The sequence below is a fragment of the Chitinophaga sp. 01L420 genome, from assembly GCF_056399985.1.
The window spans coordinates 55,277-73,459 of the sequence record NZ_JBFTSK010000040.1 but is presented as its reverse complement, the minus strand read 5'-3'; the positions used below and the strand labels follow the sequence as shown (position 1 = coordinate 73,459).

Sequence of the window (18,183 nt, the reverse complement as noted above, 5' to 3'; positions counted from 1 at the left end):
ACATAACCCCACATGGCATACCGAAGATTCCCCCTGGAAAGCTGGACAAATCCTTGAAATACTAAGAAGAAATAATGTTAATCCTAAAGACGTATGTGAAATTGGTGCTGGTGCAGGAGAGATCTTAAATACGATGCATAAAAATCTTCAGAACGTGAGGTTTACCGGATATGAAATTTCTCCGGATGCACATGGGATCGCTTTATCAAGGGAAAAGGAACGACTTCATTTTGTTTTAGCGGATCTATTAAGAAGTGAAAACACTGAATTTTTTGATGTGCTTCTGGTGATTGATGTATTTGAACATATAGAAGACTATTTCACTTTTCTTAGAAAATGTAGAGAAAAAGCAACATATAAAGTTTTTCATATACCATTAGAGATCTCAGTACAAACAGTTTTAAGAATGCGCCCGCTGGTACGTGCCCGGGAAACGGTTGGTCATCTGCATTATTTTTCCAAAGAAACTGCGCTGGCATCACTTAGAGAAGCGGGATATGATATTGTTGATTTTTCTTATACCAATGCGCCTTTTGCAGTTCCTAAAAGTTTTAAAGGTCGACTTTTAAACATTCCAAGAAAATTTTTGTCTTTGTTTAGCGAGGATTTGGCTGTCAGAATTTTCGGTGGCTATTCACTGATCGTTTTGGCCCGATAAATGGTGTCCTTAGTCTTAAATCATATTTTATGAGACAGAAATTTTTGAGTTTAATGGTCATTTTTTTTGTGATCAGCAGTCCTGTCTACTCACAATGGTACCTGACAAAATTTGTAATTGGTAGTTTTGCAGACCCTCGCTTATCTCCAGACAATAATCCACAGAAAGATTCGGCTTCCTTTACCTTAGCCAAATTAGCAAGTATTAATTTGCTATCCGGGCCACAATATTATAATGGCTCAATGGATTACAGCATGATGGACAGAACATTGGCCTTGGCTGCGAAGTATAAAATGCATGTGCTTGTTATTGACAGCAAACTGAATGTAGCAGGTAATAACTTTACTGAATCCCAGGCACAGAATATTATTTCCCATTTTAAATCGATGGATGCTGAGAGTAGAAATGCAGTCGGGGGGTATTATCTTAGTGGGGAGCATCCTAAGGCTAAGGCGACACAAGTTAAAAATTGGGCAGGATACTTCAAGAAAAATGACCCTGATAAGTTGGCCTACACCTATTTGTTGCCAAATTATGCCTTTAAAACAAAAGCGGAATATGAAGATTATTTGGATAGTTACTTAGATGATAATAGTAGCTTAAACAAACCCAGCGTAGTGGCATACGATCATTATCCGTTTATTTCTGATGCTGCTTTAAAATCCTATTTCTACAATTTGGGAATTATCCGTGAGAAAGCTGATAACAAGCCGATTTGGTATTATATCCAGTCTACTACTAAAAAGTCAGCACCTGATATTACAGATTACCAGATGAAATTTATGGCTTATTGCCCACTTGCATATGGCGCCAAAGGTGCACTATATTACACCTATGAAAGTATTCCTGAACGCTATGGCTTGCAATATCATGATGCGATTATTAATCCTTATGGGAATGTTACTAAAAAATACTATCTGATCAAGTTTATTAATTTATATCTCGCAAATGCAGCCGGACCAATAATAATGAATAACACATATGTTGGAACCTATCATGTGTCATCTCAACCCACAAATGAGCAAATACCTGCTAAGTATCTGTTGCGTAATGGGAATAAATATGTGAAAAAAATAGGCAATCCAAATATCCTGAGTGGAGTGTTCAAAAGCCCCTCCAACAATAGCTACTATTTAATGTTGATAAATAAATCCAGCGATGATGCCGCAGATATCGCCATTTCTGTTCCTGGTGACAAAGAGGTAAATGCTTTTCCCGGATCAAGCAACTACAAGGGAAACGTTAATAAAACTAAACTTTCGGTTAACAGCGTGAATAACGCTACCAGCTTTTCAGTAGATAAAATTCCAGGTGGCGAAATGATTATATTGGAGATAAAATAATATGTTATTGATTATCATGCATAATTTCTCATATGATAAGCTATCATAATGGGATTTTAGTGTAACCCAAAAGTAATTCCTTATTTTTGCGTTTTCTAACTGCGATTGTTTTAGGATTTTCTAAAAAATCTGCCGTAAGTCATTTATAATCAAAAAAATAGCGGTATCGGCCTATATGTTTGATTTGTCAGTTTCGATTGTAAGGTATAACCAAAGTTTTGATGAGCTAAAAACGTTGGTTGACAGGTTTTATGGAAGTCAGCTTAACTATTGGATATACATGGTGGATAACTCTTCCGTGCCCTATTCTCCCGAAGAAGTAAGAAAGTTTGGGGATAAATTCACCTATATATTTGTTGGAAGAAATGTAGGATATGGATCAGGACATAATCTGGCATTAAAGAAAATACTGGATATTTCTAAATATCACCTGGTGGTAAATCCAGATATTGTTTTTGAACAAAATATCTTATCCAACATCTATTCCTATATGGAAGAGCATAGCGATGTTGGATCACTAATGCCAAAAGTGTTAAACGAAGACGGTTCAATACAGCGGTTATGTAAATTGCTTCCTTCTCCTTTAGACCTATTTGGACGGCGGTTTTTATCGGCTACACCCTGGACAAAAAGCCGAAATGCAAAATATGAACTTCATAATTTTGATTATAAACGGGTATTGGATACACCATGTTTGTCCGGCTGTTTCATGTTCATAAGGGTTAGTGTGCTTAAGAAAGTAGGATTTTTTGATACCAGGTACTTTATGTATTTAGAGGATTATGATCTTGTAAGAAGAATAAACCGGTTTTCCAGAACTATTTTTTATCCGGATGTATCGATCATTCATGGGCATGAGAAGGCATCTTATAAAAGCGAGAAGCTATTCAGAATTCATATAAGTTCGGCAATTAAATATTTTAATAAATGGGGTTGGCTATTTGACGGGGAGAAGAAGTTATTGAACAAAAGGATATTAACGGAGGTGGAAGGTATTGAGAGTGGTCAATAAGTTATTATTGGTCATTTTACCAATCAATTTTTCGATGAGTTAATTTTTTAGATAAATGAAAATTGCCCTTATTACAGGAATTACCGGTCAGGATGGCGCCTATCTGGCTCAGCTGCTGTTAAAAAAAGGCTATGAAGTACATGGCATAAAAAGAAGGAGTTCTCTCTTTAATACAGATAGAATAGATCATTTATACCAGGATCCACATGAGAAGAATGTGCGGTTCAAATTGCATTATGGTGATTTGGCAGATAGTACCAATCTGATTCGCATAATTCAGGAAGTACAGCCGGATGAGATATATAATCTGGGCGCGATGAGCCATGTTCAGGTAAGTTTTGAAGCGCCTGAATATACGGCTGATGTTGATGGCGTGGGGACCTTAAGAATACTTGAAGCAGTCAGGCTACTTGGTTTAACGCAGAAAACAAGAGTATACCAAGCCTCTACATCGGAGTTATACGGTCTTGTACAGGAAGTACCTCAATCAGAGAAAACACCCTTCTATCCACGTTCTCCATATGCAGTAGCAAAAATGTACGCTTACTGGATAACAGTAAACTATCGGGAGGCATATAATATGTTTGCCTGCAACGGTATTCTATTTAATCATGAAAGTCCTTTACGGGGCGAAACTTTTGTAACAAGAAAGATCACACGTGCAGTCGCTAAATTATCTTTAGGGATGCAGGATAAGCTCTTTATGGGAAACCTTGATGCCAAAAGGGATTGGGGACATGCAAAAGATTATGTAGAAGCAATGTGGCTTATACTGCAACAGAACAAACCGGAGGATTATGTGATTGCTACGGGAATTACTACAACTGTGAGAGACTTTATTACGATGGCATTTGCAGAGGTAGGAATTGAAATAGTATTTAGAGGGGAAGGTGTAGATGAAAAGGGATATGTAAAAAGCATTCATAAAACGATATCATCTTTAACAATAGGCCAGGAAATTGTAGCTATTGATCCCAGATATTTCCGTCCTACTGAAGTTGAATTGCTGATAGGTGATCCCACAAAAGCTAATACGCAGTTAGGATGGAAACCCAAATATGACCTTCCTGCGCTTGTAAAGGAAATGGTAGCTGCAGATCTAGAGCTCTTTCAGCGGGAGAAGCTGCTTAAAGATGCAGGGTATAAAGTATTAAATCAGTTTGAGTAGGCATGAATATCAAGGACAAAGTATACGTTGCTGGTCATAGAGGAATGGTAGGTTCTGCTATTGTAAGACGTTTGCAGAAGGATGGCTTCCATAATATTATTGCAAGAACTTCCCAAGAACTAGACTTGCGTGATCAATCTGCCGTGGCCGCTTTTTTTGAAGAAACGAAGCCTGATTATGTTTTTCTGGCTGCTGCCAAAGTAGGGGGGATTATGGCCAACAATACCTACCGTGGGCAGTTCATTTACGAAAACCTGATGATACAGAATAATGTTATTCATCATGCACATCTGAATAATGTAAAGAAGCTGATGTTCCTGGGATCATCCTGTATTTATCCAAAATTGGCACCACAGCCACTGAAGGAAGAATATTTGCTTACGGGACCTTTGGAGCCAACGAATGAACCATATGCGATTGCAAAGATTGCGGGTATAGAAATGTGTGATGCCTACAGAGCACAATATGGAAGTAATTTTATTTCTGTGATGCCCACTAATCTGTATGGGCCAAATGATAATTATGATTTAAATAATTCTCATGTGCTGCCTGCTATGTTGCGCAAAATGCATGAGGCAAAAGTTAATAATCAGCCTGAAGTTGTTGTATGGGGAACTGGAACGCCTAAACGTGAATTCCTGCATGCAGATGATATGGCGGACGCATGTTTTTACTTGATGCAAAACTATAATGAAAAAGGACTCGTAAATATTGGTGTCGGTGATGACATAAGCATTGGCGATCTGGCGCAGTTGATAAAAAAAATTGTGGGCTTTGAAGGCAAATTGGTATTTGATAACAGTAAGCCTGATGGAACCCCTAGGAAATTAATGGATGTAAGCAAGTTAAATAATTATGGCTGGAAAGCTAGCTTGGGCCTTGAAGAAGGTATTACAAGTGTCTACAAAGAAGTCAAAGAAAAACTCTGAGTATAAATTCAGCCTCACAGAAGGCTGAATTTTCTAATTTAGTACTAATCCCAAGCTGTCACCACGATTTATTGAAAACATTATCTTTGCATCCGGCAAGCTAACATGTTATATTTAACATTAGGATAAACCTGTTTGGATGTTTGTGAAACCTGATTCCGTGTATATTTTCAAGCTCTCAAAAAAGAAATAATGAAGCATCTCGTTTGGATGATAGCAATATTGTTGCTATGTAATGCAGTAAATGCACAAGAGAAGTTACCTGTACTTGTTCCTTATAATCCCCAGGATATCCGGGAACTATATATGGACACCAGCAATCACCACACTGCATTTAAGCCAATTCTGCATGAAGATACCAGCGCTATGTACACCCGTCCGGATACAACGAGGCGCAGTTGGTTTCACCGGAAGCTCTTTAATGAGCATTTGTTGGAATACAGAAATAAGGACTATAATGTCTTTATCGATTTCTTGCCTGATTTTCAGATAGGTAAATCCAGAGATGGTAGTAAAACAACCTGGTTAAATACACGGGGAGCAAGTATCCAGGCTAATATCGGTACCAAGTTCTATTTTGAATCTTACTTTTTTGAGAACCAGGGCAAGTTCCCAGGTTATCTCGACCAGTATATCCGTAAGAACCAAATTGTTCCCGGACAAGGAGGGATTAAGGATTATAGCGATGGCAAAGCCTTTGATTATAATTATGCCAGCGCCTTGTTGTCCTATACTCCCAGTAAATATCTGAATATAACAGCAGGCTATGGACAAAATTTCATTGGTGATGGCTACCGCTCCCTGATTTTATCAGATATTCAATTTAGTTACCCCTATCTGAAATTGACCGGAACATTAGGAAATGTTCAATACACTGCTATGTGGGCCCAGTTTATGGACAAGCACAGCAAAAGCTTTGCTACTGCCTATGATGACCTGGGGTACTACAAAAAATGGGGTGTATTTCATTTCCTCGATTGGAACGTAAGTAAGAAACTGACAATCGGCCTCTTCGATGCTGTTATCTGGCCTGATGCAGATTCCTCCGGTCGTAAACGTGGTTTTGACTGGAGTTATATGAATCCTATCATTTTCCTCCGTTCTGCTGAATTCTCCGAAGGTTCATCGGATAATGCACTGGTAGGCATGAATGCTAAATTCAAATTATTTCCCAAAACTACTATCTACGGGCAGCTGGTATTGGATGAATTTAAGCTAAAAGAAGTATTTAAGGGCAAAGGCTGGTGGGCAAATAAGCAATCCTGGCAATTAGGCTTCAGATCGTTTGATTTGTTTAATGTGAAAAATCTTGATCTGCAGGGTGAATACAATGCTGTTAGACCTTACACCTACTCCTATAGAAGCACGCTAATCAATTATGAACACTATAATCAATCCCTGGCGCATCCTCTGGGAGCTAACTTCTGGGAAGTTTTAGGTATTGCTACTTACCGTATTAAACGTTGGTATGGACGAGGAGAGTTAATGTTTTCAAAGTATGGGGATGACCCGGATGAGAAAACTAATTATGGACATGACATCTCCAAACCTTATACTACACATCCAAATGAGTATGGTAATTATATTGGGCAGGGAATTAAAACCAATCTTCTTTATGCCCAGGGGACTATTGCATTTGTAGTAAATCCCAAGTATAATCTTCGGTTGGAAGCTTCGTTGGCTGCAAGAAAGGTGAGTAATGATATCAGCAAAAGCACGGACCTGATCTTCAGCTTTGGTTTGCGTAGCACCTTCCGCCAATTCTACTACGATTTCTAATAAGTATAGTATAAACGCATGCAAGCCCTTCCGCTTTATCAGCGCAAGGGCTTTTTTATTATTTTAACGCAAAGAGGGGGAGGATAATAATGGACAAAGGGCCGAAATGCTGTATTTCTATAAAAAGTTATGAGGTATGGGAAACTCCACTTATCCTATAATGAATATACGAAAAAAAACATAATATCAAATACATAATCCCCGCTTTCCTTACAGTGTTGCCGATAATTTATAACTTCGCGGTATGCATTATGTTACAGTAGAAGGGCTTACCAAATCTTTTGGGACCAAACCATTATTCAAAGACATTTCTTTTCATATAGAAGAAGGAGATAAAATAGCGCTGGTAGCGCTAAACGGTACCGGTAAATCCACCTTGCTGCGGATTTTATTAGGAAAGGATGTGCCCGACAGTGGTAAAGTATGGATACATAAGGATGTAACCGTGGTAATGCTGGAACAACAGTCGGATTTTGATATGTCTAAAACAGTGATTGAGAATATCTTCAATCATGACAACCCTGTTCTGAATGCCATTAAAGAATATGAACTGCTCACAGAAGAAGGACATGAACTGGACATTGCAGACCTTGATAAATTAACAGATGCCATCAGCAGGATGGATGAATTGAATGCCTGGCACTTTGATACCAAGGTAAAACAGATATTAGGAAAACTTAATATACACAATCTCGATCAGCCAGTAGGGTCTTTGTCTGGCGGACAGCAAAAGAGAGTTGCCCTGGCGAAGGTATTGATCGAAATTGGCTTCGAACATAAGCATGTATTGTTGATCATGGATGAGCCAACCAACCATCTGGACGTATCTATGATCGAGTGGCTGGAAAATTATCTTGACCAGGAAAAAGTGACCTTACTACTGGTAACGCATGATCGTTATTTCCTCGACAGTGTATGTAATGAAGTAATGGAGATAGATCAGGAGCAGTTATTTATCTACAAAGGAGATTATGAAAATTACCTGGAAAAGAAGGCCGCAAGGGAGGAGATGGATAAATCCAGCGTAGATAAAGCCCGTAACTTGTACCGTAAAGAGCTGGAATGGATGCGTAAGCAACCGAAAGCCCGTACTACAAAATCCAAATCCCGGCAGGATGCTTTTTACGAAGTAAAGGAAAAGGCCAGTACCAAGGTAGCTGATCAACAACTGGAGCTGAATGTTAAAATGACTCGTTTGGGTGGAAAGATCCTTGAACTGAAGAAGGTATACAAGTCGTTCGGCGACCTGAAAATCCTGAAAGGCATGGATTATACCTTCAAAAAAGGAGAACGGGTAGGTATCGTAGGTAAGAACGGGGTAGGTAAATCTACCTTCCTGAACATGTTATTGGGTACTGAACAGCCAGACTCCGGTAAGATCAACATCGGTGAAACCATTGTGTTTGGTAACTATTCCCAAACTGGTCTGGAGGTGAAGGAAGATATGCGCCTGATAGAGTTTGTGAAGAATATCGCAGAGAATTTTCCACTGGCAGATGGGACTAAAGTGAGTGCCGCCCAGTTCCTGGAACTATTCCTCTTTCCTCCGGAAAAACAATACACTTATATTTCCAAGTTGAGTGGTGGTGAAAAAAGAAGATTGCACCTGCTTTCCATCTTGTTCCGCAATCCGAACTTCCTGGTATTGGATGAACCTACCAATGACCTCGATTTACCTACGCTCAGTATCCTGGAAAGCTTTTTACAGGACTTCCAGGGTTGTGTAATTATTGTAAGCCATGACCGTTACTTCATGGATAAACTGGTAGAACACCTGTTTGTGTTTGAGGGAGATGGTGAAATCCGCGATTACCCTGGTAACTATACCCAGTACCGCGAATGGCAGAAGGAAGAAGATAAGAAAAAGACCATCGCTCCCAAAAAAGAAGTGGTGCCCGAACCGGTAGCTGTAGCGGCGCCTGTGGCAGAGAATAAAGGCAAAAAAATGTCTTTTAAGGAAAAAAGAGAGCTGGAACTACTGGAGAAAGAGATAGAAAAACTGGAAACAGAAAAGAAAACTATTGAAGCCTCTTTAGCCAATGGAGAACTGGCTTTTGATAAAATGGAGCCCATGACTCACAGAATAGGGGAGATCCTTCAATTACTGGATGATAAGGGAATGCGTTGGCTGGAGTTGAGTGAAATGAGCGAATAAATCAGTCTTTCCATAAACGAAGAAGCAGGTCAGCAATGACCTGCTTCTTCGTTTATGGAGTATATCGCTTAGGTATGCAGGTGGTGAATATTGGTAGTATTTATACCTAGCTTGACGGTAGATGTCAAATAACCCATGTAATCCCCATGGAAGCGTATATCAATGGTCCCAAAGTCAATTTTACGGGCATATGTCTTTTGAAAATCCTTTAAATGGTTCAGGGTAGTAACATACCCTTTATTAGTGTTAGGGGATGTTTTCTGTTTGGTCTTTGGGCTGATCCGTTCCCCTTTTTCGGATCGAGTATTAAAATCTTCATAGTAGGAGAAGAACGTAACCTGCTTAAATTCCTTTTTCCCGGTCACAATGTCCAGCAATGCTTTTAGCTCTTCCGGAGAGGGGATAAGGTGGTTATTATCATTCCTGAATTTCCGGTAGGTGCTTTTAATAGTATGGTCCAAATAGTCAAGTCGGGCGTTAAACTCTGGGTATTCGGGGAAATCCTTTGCCCTTACTGCCCGCTGGGTAACCGTACTCCAGTACTCCGGCTTTATTTTTTCAGAAAGATAATATTTGAGTATCTGCCCCTCATAGTTAATCAAGGCAAATACGCTACTGCTGCTGGCCTTTGGCCTTTTTAAATAGAATCTGATTTCCATAATTACAGGGTTAAGGTTAACAAAACTGAGTTCTTGGGGTATAGATTTCCACTGTATGATCTCCAAAAGTGCCAATAGTGGCAAATGTTGGGGTAAGGTTTGGGGTAAAGTGGGGTAAGGTCTGGGGTAACTTTTTACTTAATTTCTCTTTATCTCCCTTTACCGCTCTTTCCCCTGAAACACACGTCCAGTAATGAAAAACGCCCAATTTCAGTAAAGCTGAAATTGGGCGAATAAACGTTTTAGTAGCCTCGTCAAGAATCGAACTTGAATCTGGAGCTTCGGAAACTCTTATACTATCCATTGTACTACGAGGCCGGAAAGTACGCAAAACTACATTTTCTAAAGTATAATCCCAAATCACATTAAAGATTGATGTTACTCTTGAATATTTTAACCGCAATGGCCAGCAGAATTACACCGAAAAACTTACGCAGTACCATCAACCCAGCCTTGCCCAACATGCGTTCTATATAGTTTAAGCAGCGTAAAACGATGTACACAATTACCAGGTTTAAACAGATTCCCGCCAGGATATTATACTGTCCGAAGTTAGCTTTTAGCGACATAATGGTGGTCAGGGTACCGGAACCAGCTATCAGCGGAAAGGCAATAGGTACCACGCTACCGGCTTTGGCGTCCTGGTCAGTTTTAAAAAATTCCAGTCCCAGGATCATTTCAAGCCCAATAACAAATATAACAATAGACCCCGCTACAGCAAAGGAATGTACATCTACACTCAGTAATTTCAGAAAAGGTTCCCCTACCAGCAGGAACAGGATCATCAGGAAGCCTGAGGCCAGCGTGGCTTTGCCTGCATCTATATGACCGAGCTTTTCTTTCAGGGAAACGAGTACTGGTATGGAGCCTACAATATCAATGACCGCAAATAAAGTAAAGGTAATAGCCAGAATTTGGTCGATACTGAACATGAATGCTAATTTGTGTAAATATAGGCAGAATGCAGAACGTTTTATGCTAGCGGCTTTCTGCTTATATTTGTTTTAATACTACTTATATGACGGAGGATATTATCATTCAGATCAGTAATAAGATCAAGGAGAAAAGAAAGGGAAAAGGCATTACTATCCAGGAACTGGCAGACCGGGCACAGGTGAGCAAGGGGCTGATATCCCAGATAGAAAACAACAGAACTGTCCCTTCACTTCTGGTGTTGATCAATATTATCAAAGCTCTTCAGTTGGATATGAACGAATTCTTCAATGAAATTGATCAGCAAACCCAGAGCGCCAAAGTAATCATCAAGCAAAAGGCGGCCTACCAGGAGTTTGAAAAAGAACCCGCTAAAGGATTTATATATAAAAGAGTCCTCACCAAAAATGTGAAAAATTTCCCGGTAGACATCGTTCTGCTGGAACTAAAAAAAGGAGCTACCCGAGCTCAGACGGTAAAAACAGATGCCTATGAATACAAATACATCATCAAAGGCTCGGTAGAATACCTCATTGACAACGAGAAATATGTGCTGGAAGAAGGTGACTCCCTGTTCTTCGACGGTCGCCTGGGGCATAAACCCAGCAATATAGGTGCAGAAAATGCACTCATCCTGGTGGTTTACTTCTTCCTCGACAGCGAAAAGTAAACTATACAAATACTTAACATTAAATTTAGTATATGTTAACATTCTGATCACATTAGAGCGCAAACTTCGCATGTAAATAAAATAGTACCAAACCTACATTTACATGCAATCAAATCTACATCGGGCGCTCATAAGGCAGCTATGCGCCTTAATATTGCTGCTATTCACCACCACCACTCTTTATGCACAACAAGCTATTACGGGAAAAGTCATCTCAGGTGACGATCGCCAGCCCGTTATAGGAGCTACCGTGAAAGTAAAAGGAGCTAACCGCGGCGCAGTTACTGATGCCACCGGTAGTTTCGCTATCTCCGCTGCCAGTACCGATGTGCTGCAAATTTCCTTTATTGGCTTCTTACCCGAATTATACCCGCTTAAAGGCGCTACTGATGTTACCATCACTCTTCAGCCAGATAAAAAAGCGCTGGATGAAGTAGTAGTAACAGCACTGGGTATACGAAAAGAAGTAAAGCGTGTAGGTTATTCTGTACAGGAAGTAAAGGGAGCGGACCTGATCAAAGCCCGCGAACCCAATCCCATCAACGGCCTGGTAGGTAAAGTAGCAGGACTCACTGTAGGAGCTTCTGCCGAACTGCTGTCTGCCCCACTAGTATTATTACGTGGTAATAATATAGGCCTCTATGTAGTGGATGGGGTACCTATCAACTCTGATACCTGGAACATTGCTCCGGATGATATTGAAAGCTACACTGTACTGAAAGGCGTAACTGCTTCTGCACTGTATGGCTCCCGTGGTTTGAACGGTGCCATTATGATCACCACTAAAAAAGGAACAAAAGATAAACGCGGCCTGTCTATTGATTTTAACTCCAGCACCATGTTCGAAAAGGGGTTTAATGCCATCCCCAAAGTGCAGGATGAGTATGGCCCCGGCGACCATGGAAAATATGCCTTTGTTGACGGTAAAGGTAATGGTACCAATGATGGCGACTATGATGTTTGGGGACCCAAATTTGAAGGCCAACCGATACCGCAGTACGATAGCCCCGTAGATCCTACTACAGGAGTACGTGCCGGTACTCCCTGGATTGCACGTGGTAAAAATAACCTGCAACGCTTCCTGCAAACAGGTATGCTGAGCACCAACAACATCGCAGTATCATCACATACCGAAAAGGCTGACCTGCGCTTCTCCCTGTCGCATTCTTATCAGAAAGGAATTGTTCCTAACACTTCCCTGAATATTACCAACTTCAATATCTCTGCAGGCTACAACTTTTCTTCCCGCCTGCGCCTGGATGCCTATATGAACTACAACCGGCAGTATTCCAATAATTTCCCGGATGTAACCTATGGACCCAACAGTATTATTTATAACACCCTGATATGGGCCGGCGCCGACTGGAGCATGGATGACATGCGCAACTACTGGCAGCCTGGTAAAGAAGGTATTCAGTCTATTTACGCAGAGTACCAGCGCTACCATAATCCCTGGTTCATGACCTATGAATGGTTACGTGGTCACTACAAAACAGATATCAACGGTTACGCAAAACTGAACTACAAATTTAATGATAAGCTGGAGCTGCTGGCCCGTACGCAAATTACCAGCTACGACCTGATGAGAAATGAGAAAGTACCTTTCTCTGCTCATCCTTACGGTCGTGAAGAAGGTAAAGGAGACTACAGGGAAGATAAGCGTTCCATGTTTGAAAACAACACAGACGTATTGTTATCCTACACCAACATGTTCCCTCGTAAAATAGGTATCCATGCTTCTGTAGGCGGTAATGCACGTTCCTATAAGTACAACTCCAGCTACGTATCTACCAACTACCTGAATGCACCAGGATGGTATGGATTTGGTAACACACGTGATCCATTGTTTGCTACCAATTACCAGGCGCCAATGCTGGTGTTGAGTGCTTATGGTTATGTAGATATTGATCTGGGAAAATATGCCACGATATCGCTGACAGATCGTATCGATAAAGCATCAAATCTGCCTATTCAGAATAATGTTTATTCCTATCCTTCTGTAGCTTTAAGCACAGTGGTATCTGATTATGTAAATTTACCGGCTGCAATATCCTTCCTGAAGCTCAGGGGCTCTTATGCCAATGTGAAGGGAGGCTTTACCCAGGCTACTATCGGTGCTACACCATTGGCTACTTACCCGCTCGGATATGGCTCTGAATACCAGTCTTCTTATGATGGTCCTATTTATAATACGCCATTCTATAATGTAACACCGGTATACCAGAATCAGGCAGGTGCCACACTTTCACAAACTATTGCCAACCCTGATCTGAAACCTTTTGCTACCAAGGTATTTGAAACGGGTATGGATATACGTTTTCTCAAAAATCGTATAGGCATTGACGCTACCTACTTCACCAGCAAGAATGGTCCACAGATCTATGATGTGATTATATCCAGCACCACAGGGTTTGCTAAAAACCGTATCAATGGTGTGAATACACGGAAAACAGGATATGAAATATCCCTTAATGGTTCCCCGCTAAGAAACCCCAATGGTCTGAACTGGAACGTTACGGCCAACTGGTCTACCTTCCAGGAAAAGTATGTGAGCATTTATGGTAACGAAACCAAACTGAATGCTTATGTAGGAGTGGGAGACAGGGTAGATAAGATCTATGGTACTAAATTCGTAAGAGCAGCCGATGGTCAGATCATTAATGGTTCCGACGGCCGCCCGATTGTAAACCCTACACAGCAATTCCTTGGTAATGCCAGTGCTGACTGGGTTTGGGGTATCAATAACAACTTCAGCTATAAAGGTATCAGTCTCAGTTTCCAGTTTGATGGCCGCGTAGGGGGCAGTATGATTGATTATATTCAGCAGCAAACTTTCCGCGGTGGACGTAATATCCTGACCACAGAAGGTGCTATGGGAGAAGCCCGCTACCAGGATTACAAAGGTGTGAAATCTTATCAGGGACAAGGAGTAGTGGTAAGTAACAATGTGGCTATCCAATACGACAATAACGGTAATGTTACCAACTATGATAAGCTGCAATACGCACCCAATAACACCAAAGCATTCCTGCAGGATTATATCAGCGTATACTATAAAACCAATGAAGCGAATGTGATCAGTAAAACATTTGCCAAACTCCGGGAAGTAACTATTGGGTATGCTTTGCCACAAACCTTACTGAAAGGTTCTTTCATCAGAGCAGCCAGTATATCTTTTGTGGGCAGGAACCTGCTCTATTTCGCGAAGAATAAAGATGTGGACCTCGACCAGTATCCGGGTGCAGATCAGGGATCTTCTACGCTGCAAACACCTACTACCAAAAGATATGGCTTTAACCTGAATGTTAGCTTCTGATCTGTTTCAATTATTAAACACGCTTTGTATGAAATCATTTAAAATATTTACCATCATCGCTTTAACAGGTGCTGTCCTCAGCAGTTGTAACAAGAAGTATGAGGATTACGCAGTCAATACCAATAAACCTTCTAAAGTCCCGCCAAGCCTGGTGTTAGGTGGGGTATTGGCAGATATGAATGCAGATAAGCCCTGGAGCAGCATTATGCGCTGGAACCAATTCGATTGCTGCAATTACAACTACTATGGTGATCAGCGTTACGATTGGGGCGGCGCCGACTTTAACAGCTATTACTCCATGATGAACGTGCAACAAATGGAAGGGGAAGCCAGCCGCCTCGGTGGACAAGCCGTGAATCCATATAATGCACTCGGCAAATTTTTCCGTGCCTGGTTCTTTTATCGTATGACTAACCTGGTAGGAGATTTACCAATGAAAGATGCCTTACAGGGCAAGTTAGGACTGACCCCTAAGTATGATGATCAAAAGGCCGTGTTTATGCAGATCCTGCAATGGCTGGAAGATGCAAATACACAACTGGCGCAGCAAATCGCCAATCCGGATAAAAGCATTACCGCAGAAGGACAGTTACTGAAAGGAGATTTCTATTATGGTAATGATATGGCTAAATGGCAACGTGCGGTAAATACGTTCCATTTACGTGTACTCATTACGTTGAGTCAGAAAACTGCCGATGCTGATCTTAAAGTAGCGCAACAGTTCAAAGCAATTGTTAGCAATCCTAATAAATATCCGTTGATAGAATCAATGGACCAGAACCTGCAGTTTATCTATAATAACATCAATAAGTATCCCTCCAATCCGGATAATCTCGGCTTTGATGCTACACGTTATAATATGTCTGCTACCTATCTCAATGCGTTGGTAAAGCTGAATGACCCGCGTGCCTATGTCACTGCTGAACCAGCTACCGCACAACTGAAAGTGGCGCACAAAACACCGGCAGATATTACTGCTTATGTAGGTGCAGAACCAGGTATCAGCCAGAGTGATATGTCGGCCAATATGTCTAACGTAGATACAGCGGTATACTCCGTTCGCAGCCGCAGTCGTTACTATAGCAATTATGCCGCAGAACCTGGTGTTATCCTTGGTTTTCCGGAGTTGTGTTTTAATATGGCAGAAGCCATCAACCGTAAATGGGTAGATGGTGATGCAGAGGCCTGGTATAAAAAAGGTATTAAGGCTTCGTTGGGCTTCTATGGTGTTCCTGCAGAAGCACCAGGATCTATCGTAAAAACGTATGGTGGTAAACGTTATGAAATACCTTTTGATTTTGAGAATAGCTATTACAAACAGGCAACTGTTAAGTACCAGGGCGATAATGCTCAGGGGCTTGCTCAGATCCTGACGCAGAAATATCTGGCCTTCTTTGAAAATTCCGGCTGGGAGGCATATATCAACTGGAGAAGAACCGGTGTACCTACTTTCAGCGTAGGTGCCGGTACTGGTAACAGTGGTGTTATCCCCAAACGCTTTAAGTACCCTGACGCAGAGCGCTCAGCTAACACTATTAACTGGACGGCTTCCCTACAAAATCAGTTTAAAGGGACTACAGATGATATCAATGCGAGTATGTGGTTGCTGAAGTAGCTTTTAGCCATTAGCTTTTAGCTTTTAGTAAATGCAGCGTAGATTAACAATTGTTGATCTACGCTGCATTTACTAAAAGCTAAAAGTAATAGCTGTTAAACTAAACGAAGTTTAGTTTAACTTAACATTAAGTTCAGCTATTGTTAACAATGTGTTTACATTGGACCCTCACCTTTGTCCCAAACCATTCGTTACGATATGCTGAATATTCCCTGGTTGCAGAAACGATTGCAGAACGCGCACCACCTTACTTTTTCCTTATATGCTGCCTTAGTAGCTTTTGGTACCTATTCCTGCATGTACGCCTTTCGTAAGCCCTTTACAGCGGGTATTTTCGAAGGCGTAACTTTTTTGGGGATAGATTATAAAATATGGTTAGTGATTACGCAAACTATCGGGTATGCCTGCAGTAAGTTTTATGGTATCCGTTTTATTGCGGAAATGAAGGGGAATAAACGGGCGCGGAGTATTATGGTGCTGATGGCCATTTCCTGGCTGGCATTGCTCTGTTTTGCGATAGTGCCGGCACCTTATAATATTGCTTTTCTTTTCTTGAATGGCTTCCCTTTAGGAATGATATGGGGGCTGGTATTTAGTTACCTGGAAGGCAGGCGCAGTACGGAGTTTATGGGAGCAGTATTATCTATCAGTTTTATCTTTTCATCAGGATTTGTAAAGTCGGTGGGTAAAATGACGGTAGTGGACTGGCATGTAACAGAGTACTGGATGCCATTTGTAACGGGGCTGATATTTGCACTGCCCATCATTATTTTTGTGATATTACTGGAACAAATACCGCCACCAAGCGAAAAGGACGAGCAATTGCGAACCCGGCGTGCGCCGATGAATAAGCAGGAGCGAAAAGATTTTCTGCAAGCGTTCTTACCTGGTCTGGTACTGCTGATAGCCAGTTATGTACTGTTAACTGTATTGAGAGATATGCGGGATAATTTTGCTGCAGATATCTGGAAGGACCTGGGCTACGGTGCGCGGGCGGGGATTTTTACACAAACCGAAATCCCTATTTCTATTGCCATCATTGTTATTATGGGATTGCTGGTGTTTGTGAAGAATAATTTCCATGCCTTTATGCTGAATCATTTTATTGTGATTACGGGTTTTGCGATAGCCTTTATCAGTACATTATTGTACAAGCAGCATCACATAGATCCTGTGTGGTGGATGACTTTAACGGGTCTCGGTTTATATATGGGCTATATTCCGTTTAACTGTATTTTTTTCGAACGATTGATTGCTGTATTTAAATACGTGAGCAACGTAGGCTTCATTATTTATGTGGCAGATTCGTTCGGCTACCTGGGTAGTGTATGTGTGATGTTATTTAAGAATTTCAGTGGAATGTCGTTGTCGTGGAGCCAGTTTTTTATGGATGCAGTACTCGGTGTATCCGTTACCGGTATTGTGATGATGATAGTGGCAGCCTGGTATTTTAAAAAAAGATTTGAATCAGTGAACAATAAAAATGCTGCAACACTAACAACAGATGTGCAGCTGGCTGCCTGATCACGGGCGCATTAAAAAAGGCAAATCGTTCATGCTATATGAGCGATTTGCCTTTTGTTTTTATAAGAGGAATTCAATTAGCTTTTTGCGTCTGTCGCATCAGCATTGCTTCCTTTCTTTGATGGTTCATCTTTGGCATCTTTGAATTCACGTATGCCGCTACCCAAACCACGCATCAGCTCAGGTATCTTCTTACCACCAAACAATAACAATACTACTAATGCTATCAGCAGCAATTCTTTGATACCTATTTCCTGCAAAAATAAAAGCGGGATATTCAGAAAAGATGTTGTCATTATATCAGATTTAATTGTGTTCTTTTATATACGGTGAATGCAAACATAAAGTTAGCACGATTTACCAGTTTTTTTGTTTTTTAGGAAGATATTTAAATATTTTAACATAATTGACTTACTGGCAAT

The 18,183-nt window shown here is 40.9% G+C and carries 14 protein-coding genes and 1 tRNA gene; 11 read left to right on the top strand and 4 right to left on the bottom strand.

The genetic code is table 11. The features are described 5' to 3' along the window. The 7 genes from AC1DP6_RS28285 to AC1DP6_RS28255 form a co-directional block, all read left to right on the top strand. The coding region (locus tag AC1DP6_RS28285) for a class I SAM-dependent methyltransferase (protein WP_477057872.1) at nt 1-658 on the top strand (658 nt) is incomplete at its 5' end. 29 nt (nt 659-687) lie between these two features. Next, entirely contained in the window at nt 688-2,001 is a 1,314-nt protein-coding gene (locus AC1DP6_RS28280) for a hypothetical protein (protein ID WP_477057871.1), read from the top strand. A 175-nt stretch (nt 2,002-2,176) separates the two neighbouring features. Continuing rightward, a complete protein-coding gene (locus AC1DP6_RS28275) occupies nt 2,177-3,013 on the top strand; it encodes a glycosyltransferase family 2 protein (protein WP_477057870.1) in 837 nt (278 codons plus the stop codon). A gap of 55 nt (nt 3,014-3,068) precedes the next feature. Then, nucleotides 3,069-4,181, top strand: a complete 1,113-nt coding sequence (gene gmd / locus AC1DP6_RS28270) for a GDP-mannose 4,6-dehydratase (RefSeq protein WP_477057869.1) — start codon at nt 3,069-3,071, stop codon at nt 4,179-4,181. A 2-nt stretch (nt 4,182-4,183) separates the two neighbouring features. Beyond that, the gene (gene fcl, locus AC1DP6_RS28265; protein WP_477057868.1) at nt 4,184-5,110 is read left to right on the top strand and encodes a GDP-L-fucose synthase; all 927 of its coding nucleotides are present in this window, start codon (nt 4,184-4,186) and stop codon (nt 5,108-5,110) included. Between the two features lie 192 nt (nt 5,111-5,302). After that, on the top strand, nt 5,303-6,889 hold the full coding sequence (locus AC1DP6_RS28260) for a hypothetical protein (protein ID WP_477057867.1): 1,587 nt from the start codon (nt 5,303-5,305) through the stop codon (nt 6,887-6,889). A 244-nt stretch (nt 6,890-7,133) separates the two neighbouring features. Then, on the top strand, nt 7,134-9,044 hold the full coding sequence (locus AC1DP6_RS28255) for an ABC-F family ATP-binding cassette domain-containing protein (protein WP_477057866.1): 1,911 nt from the start codon (nt 7,134-7,136) through the stop codon (nt 9,042-9,044). 68 nt (nt 9,045-9,112) lie between these two features. Here AC1DP6_RS28255 and AC1DP6_RS28250 read toward each other — a convergent pair whose 3' ends face one another. The 3 genes from AC1DP6_RS28250 to AC1DP6_RS28240 form a co-directional block, all read right to left on the bottom strand. Continuing rightward, complete coding sequence (locus AC1DP6_RS28250) at nt 9,113-9,703, bottom strand: phage integrase SAM-like domain-containing protein (RefSeq protein WP_477057865.1); 591 nt, start codon at nt 9,701-9,703, stop codon at nt 9,113-9,115. A gap of 246 nt (nt 9,704-9,949) precedes the next feature. Continuing rightward, nucleotides 9,950-10,021 (bottom strand) — tRNA-Arg (locus AC1DP6_RS28245). A gap of 47 nt (nt 10,022-10,068) precedes the next feature. Continuing rightward, entirely contained in the window at nt 10,069-10,635 is a 567-nt protein-coding gene (locus AC1DP6_RS28240) for a MarC family protein (protein ID WP_331960556.1), read from the bottom strand. Nucleotides 10,636-10,721: 86 nt separating this feature from the next. Here AC1DP6_RS28240 and AC1DP6_RS28235 point away from each other — a divergent pair, with 86 nt between their 5' ends. The 4 genes from AC1DP6_RS28235 (at nt 10,722) to AC1DP6_RS28220 (ending at nt 17,761) form a co-directional block, all read left to right on the top strand. Continuing rightward, nucleotides 10,722-11,306 carry a helix-turn-helix domain-containing protein gene (locus tag AC1DP6_RS28235; RefSeq protein ID WP_133807488.1) on the top strand — a complete coding sequence of 195 codons (585 nt, stop codon included), beginning with the start codon at nt 10,722-10,724 and terminating at the stop codon, nt 11,304-11,306. A gap of 103 nt (nt 11,307-11,409) precedes the next feature. Further along, nucleotides 11,410-14,622, top strand: coding sequence for a SusC/RagA family TonB-linked outer membrane protein (locus AC1DP6_RS28230; protein ID WP_477057864.1), 3,213 nt, complete (start codon nt 11,410-11,412; stop codon nt 14,620-14,622). A 28-nt stretch (nt 14,623-14,650) separates the two neighbouring features. Beyond that, entirely contained in the window at nt 14,651-16,237 is a 1,587-nt protein-coding gene (locus AC1DP6_RS28225; RefSeq protein ID WP_477057863.1) for a SusD/RagB family nutrient-binding outer membrane lipoprotein, read from the top strand. A gap of 198 nt (nt 16,238-16,435) precedes the next feature. Beyond that, on the top strand, nt 16,436-17,761 hold the full coding sequence (locus AC1DP6_RS28220; RefSeq protein WP_477057862.1) for a DUF5690 family protein: 1,326 nt from the start codon (nt 16,436-16,438) through the stop codon (nt 17,759-17,761). A 77-nt stretch (nt 17,762-17,838) separates the two neighbouring features. Here the strand turns inward: AC1DP6_RS28220 and AC1DP6_RS28215 are convergent, their stop codons facing one another. Next, the gene (locus AC1DP6_RS28215) at nt 17,839-18,057 is read right to left on the bottom strand and encodes a Sec-independent protein translocase subunit TatA/TatB (protein WP_441576350.1); all 219 of its coding nucleotides are present in this window, start codon (nt 18,055-18,057) and stop codon (nt 17,839-17,841) included. Between the last annotated feature and the right edge of the window lie 126 nt (nt 18,058-18,183).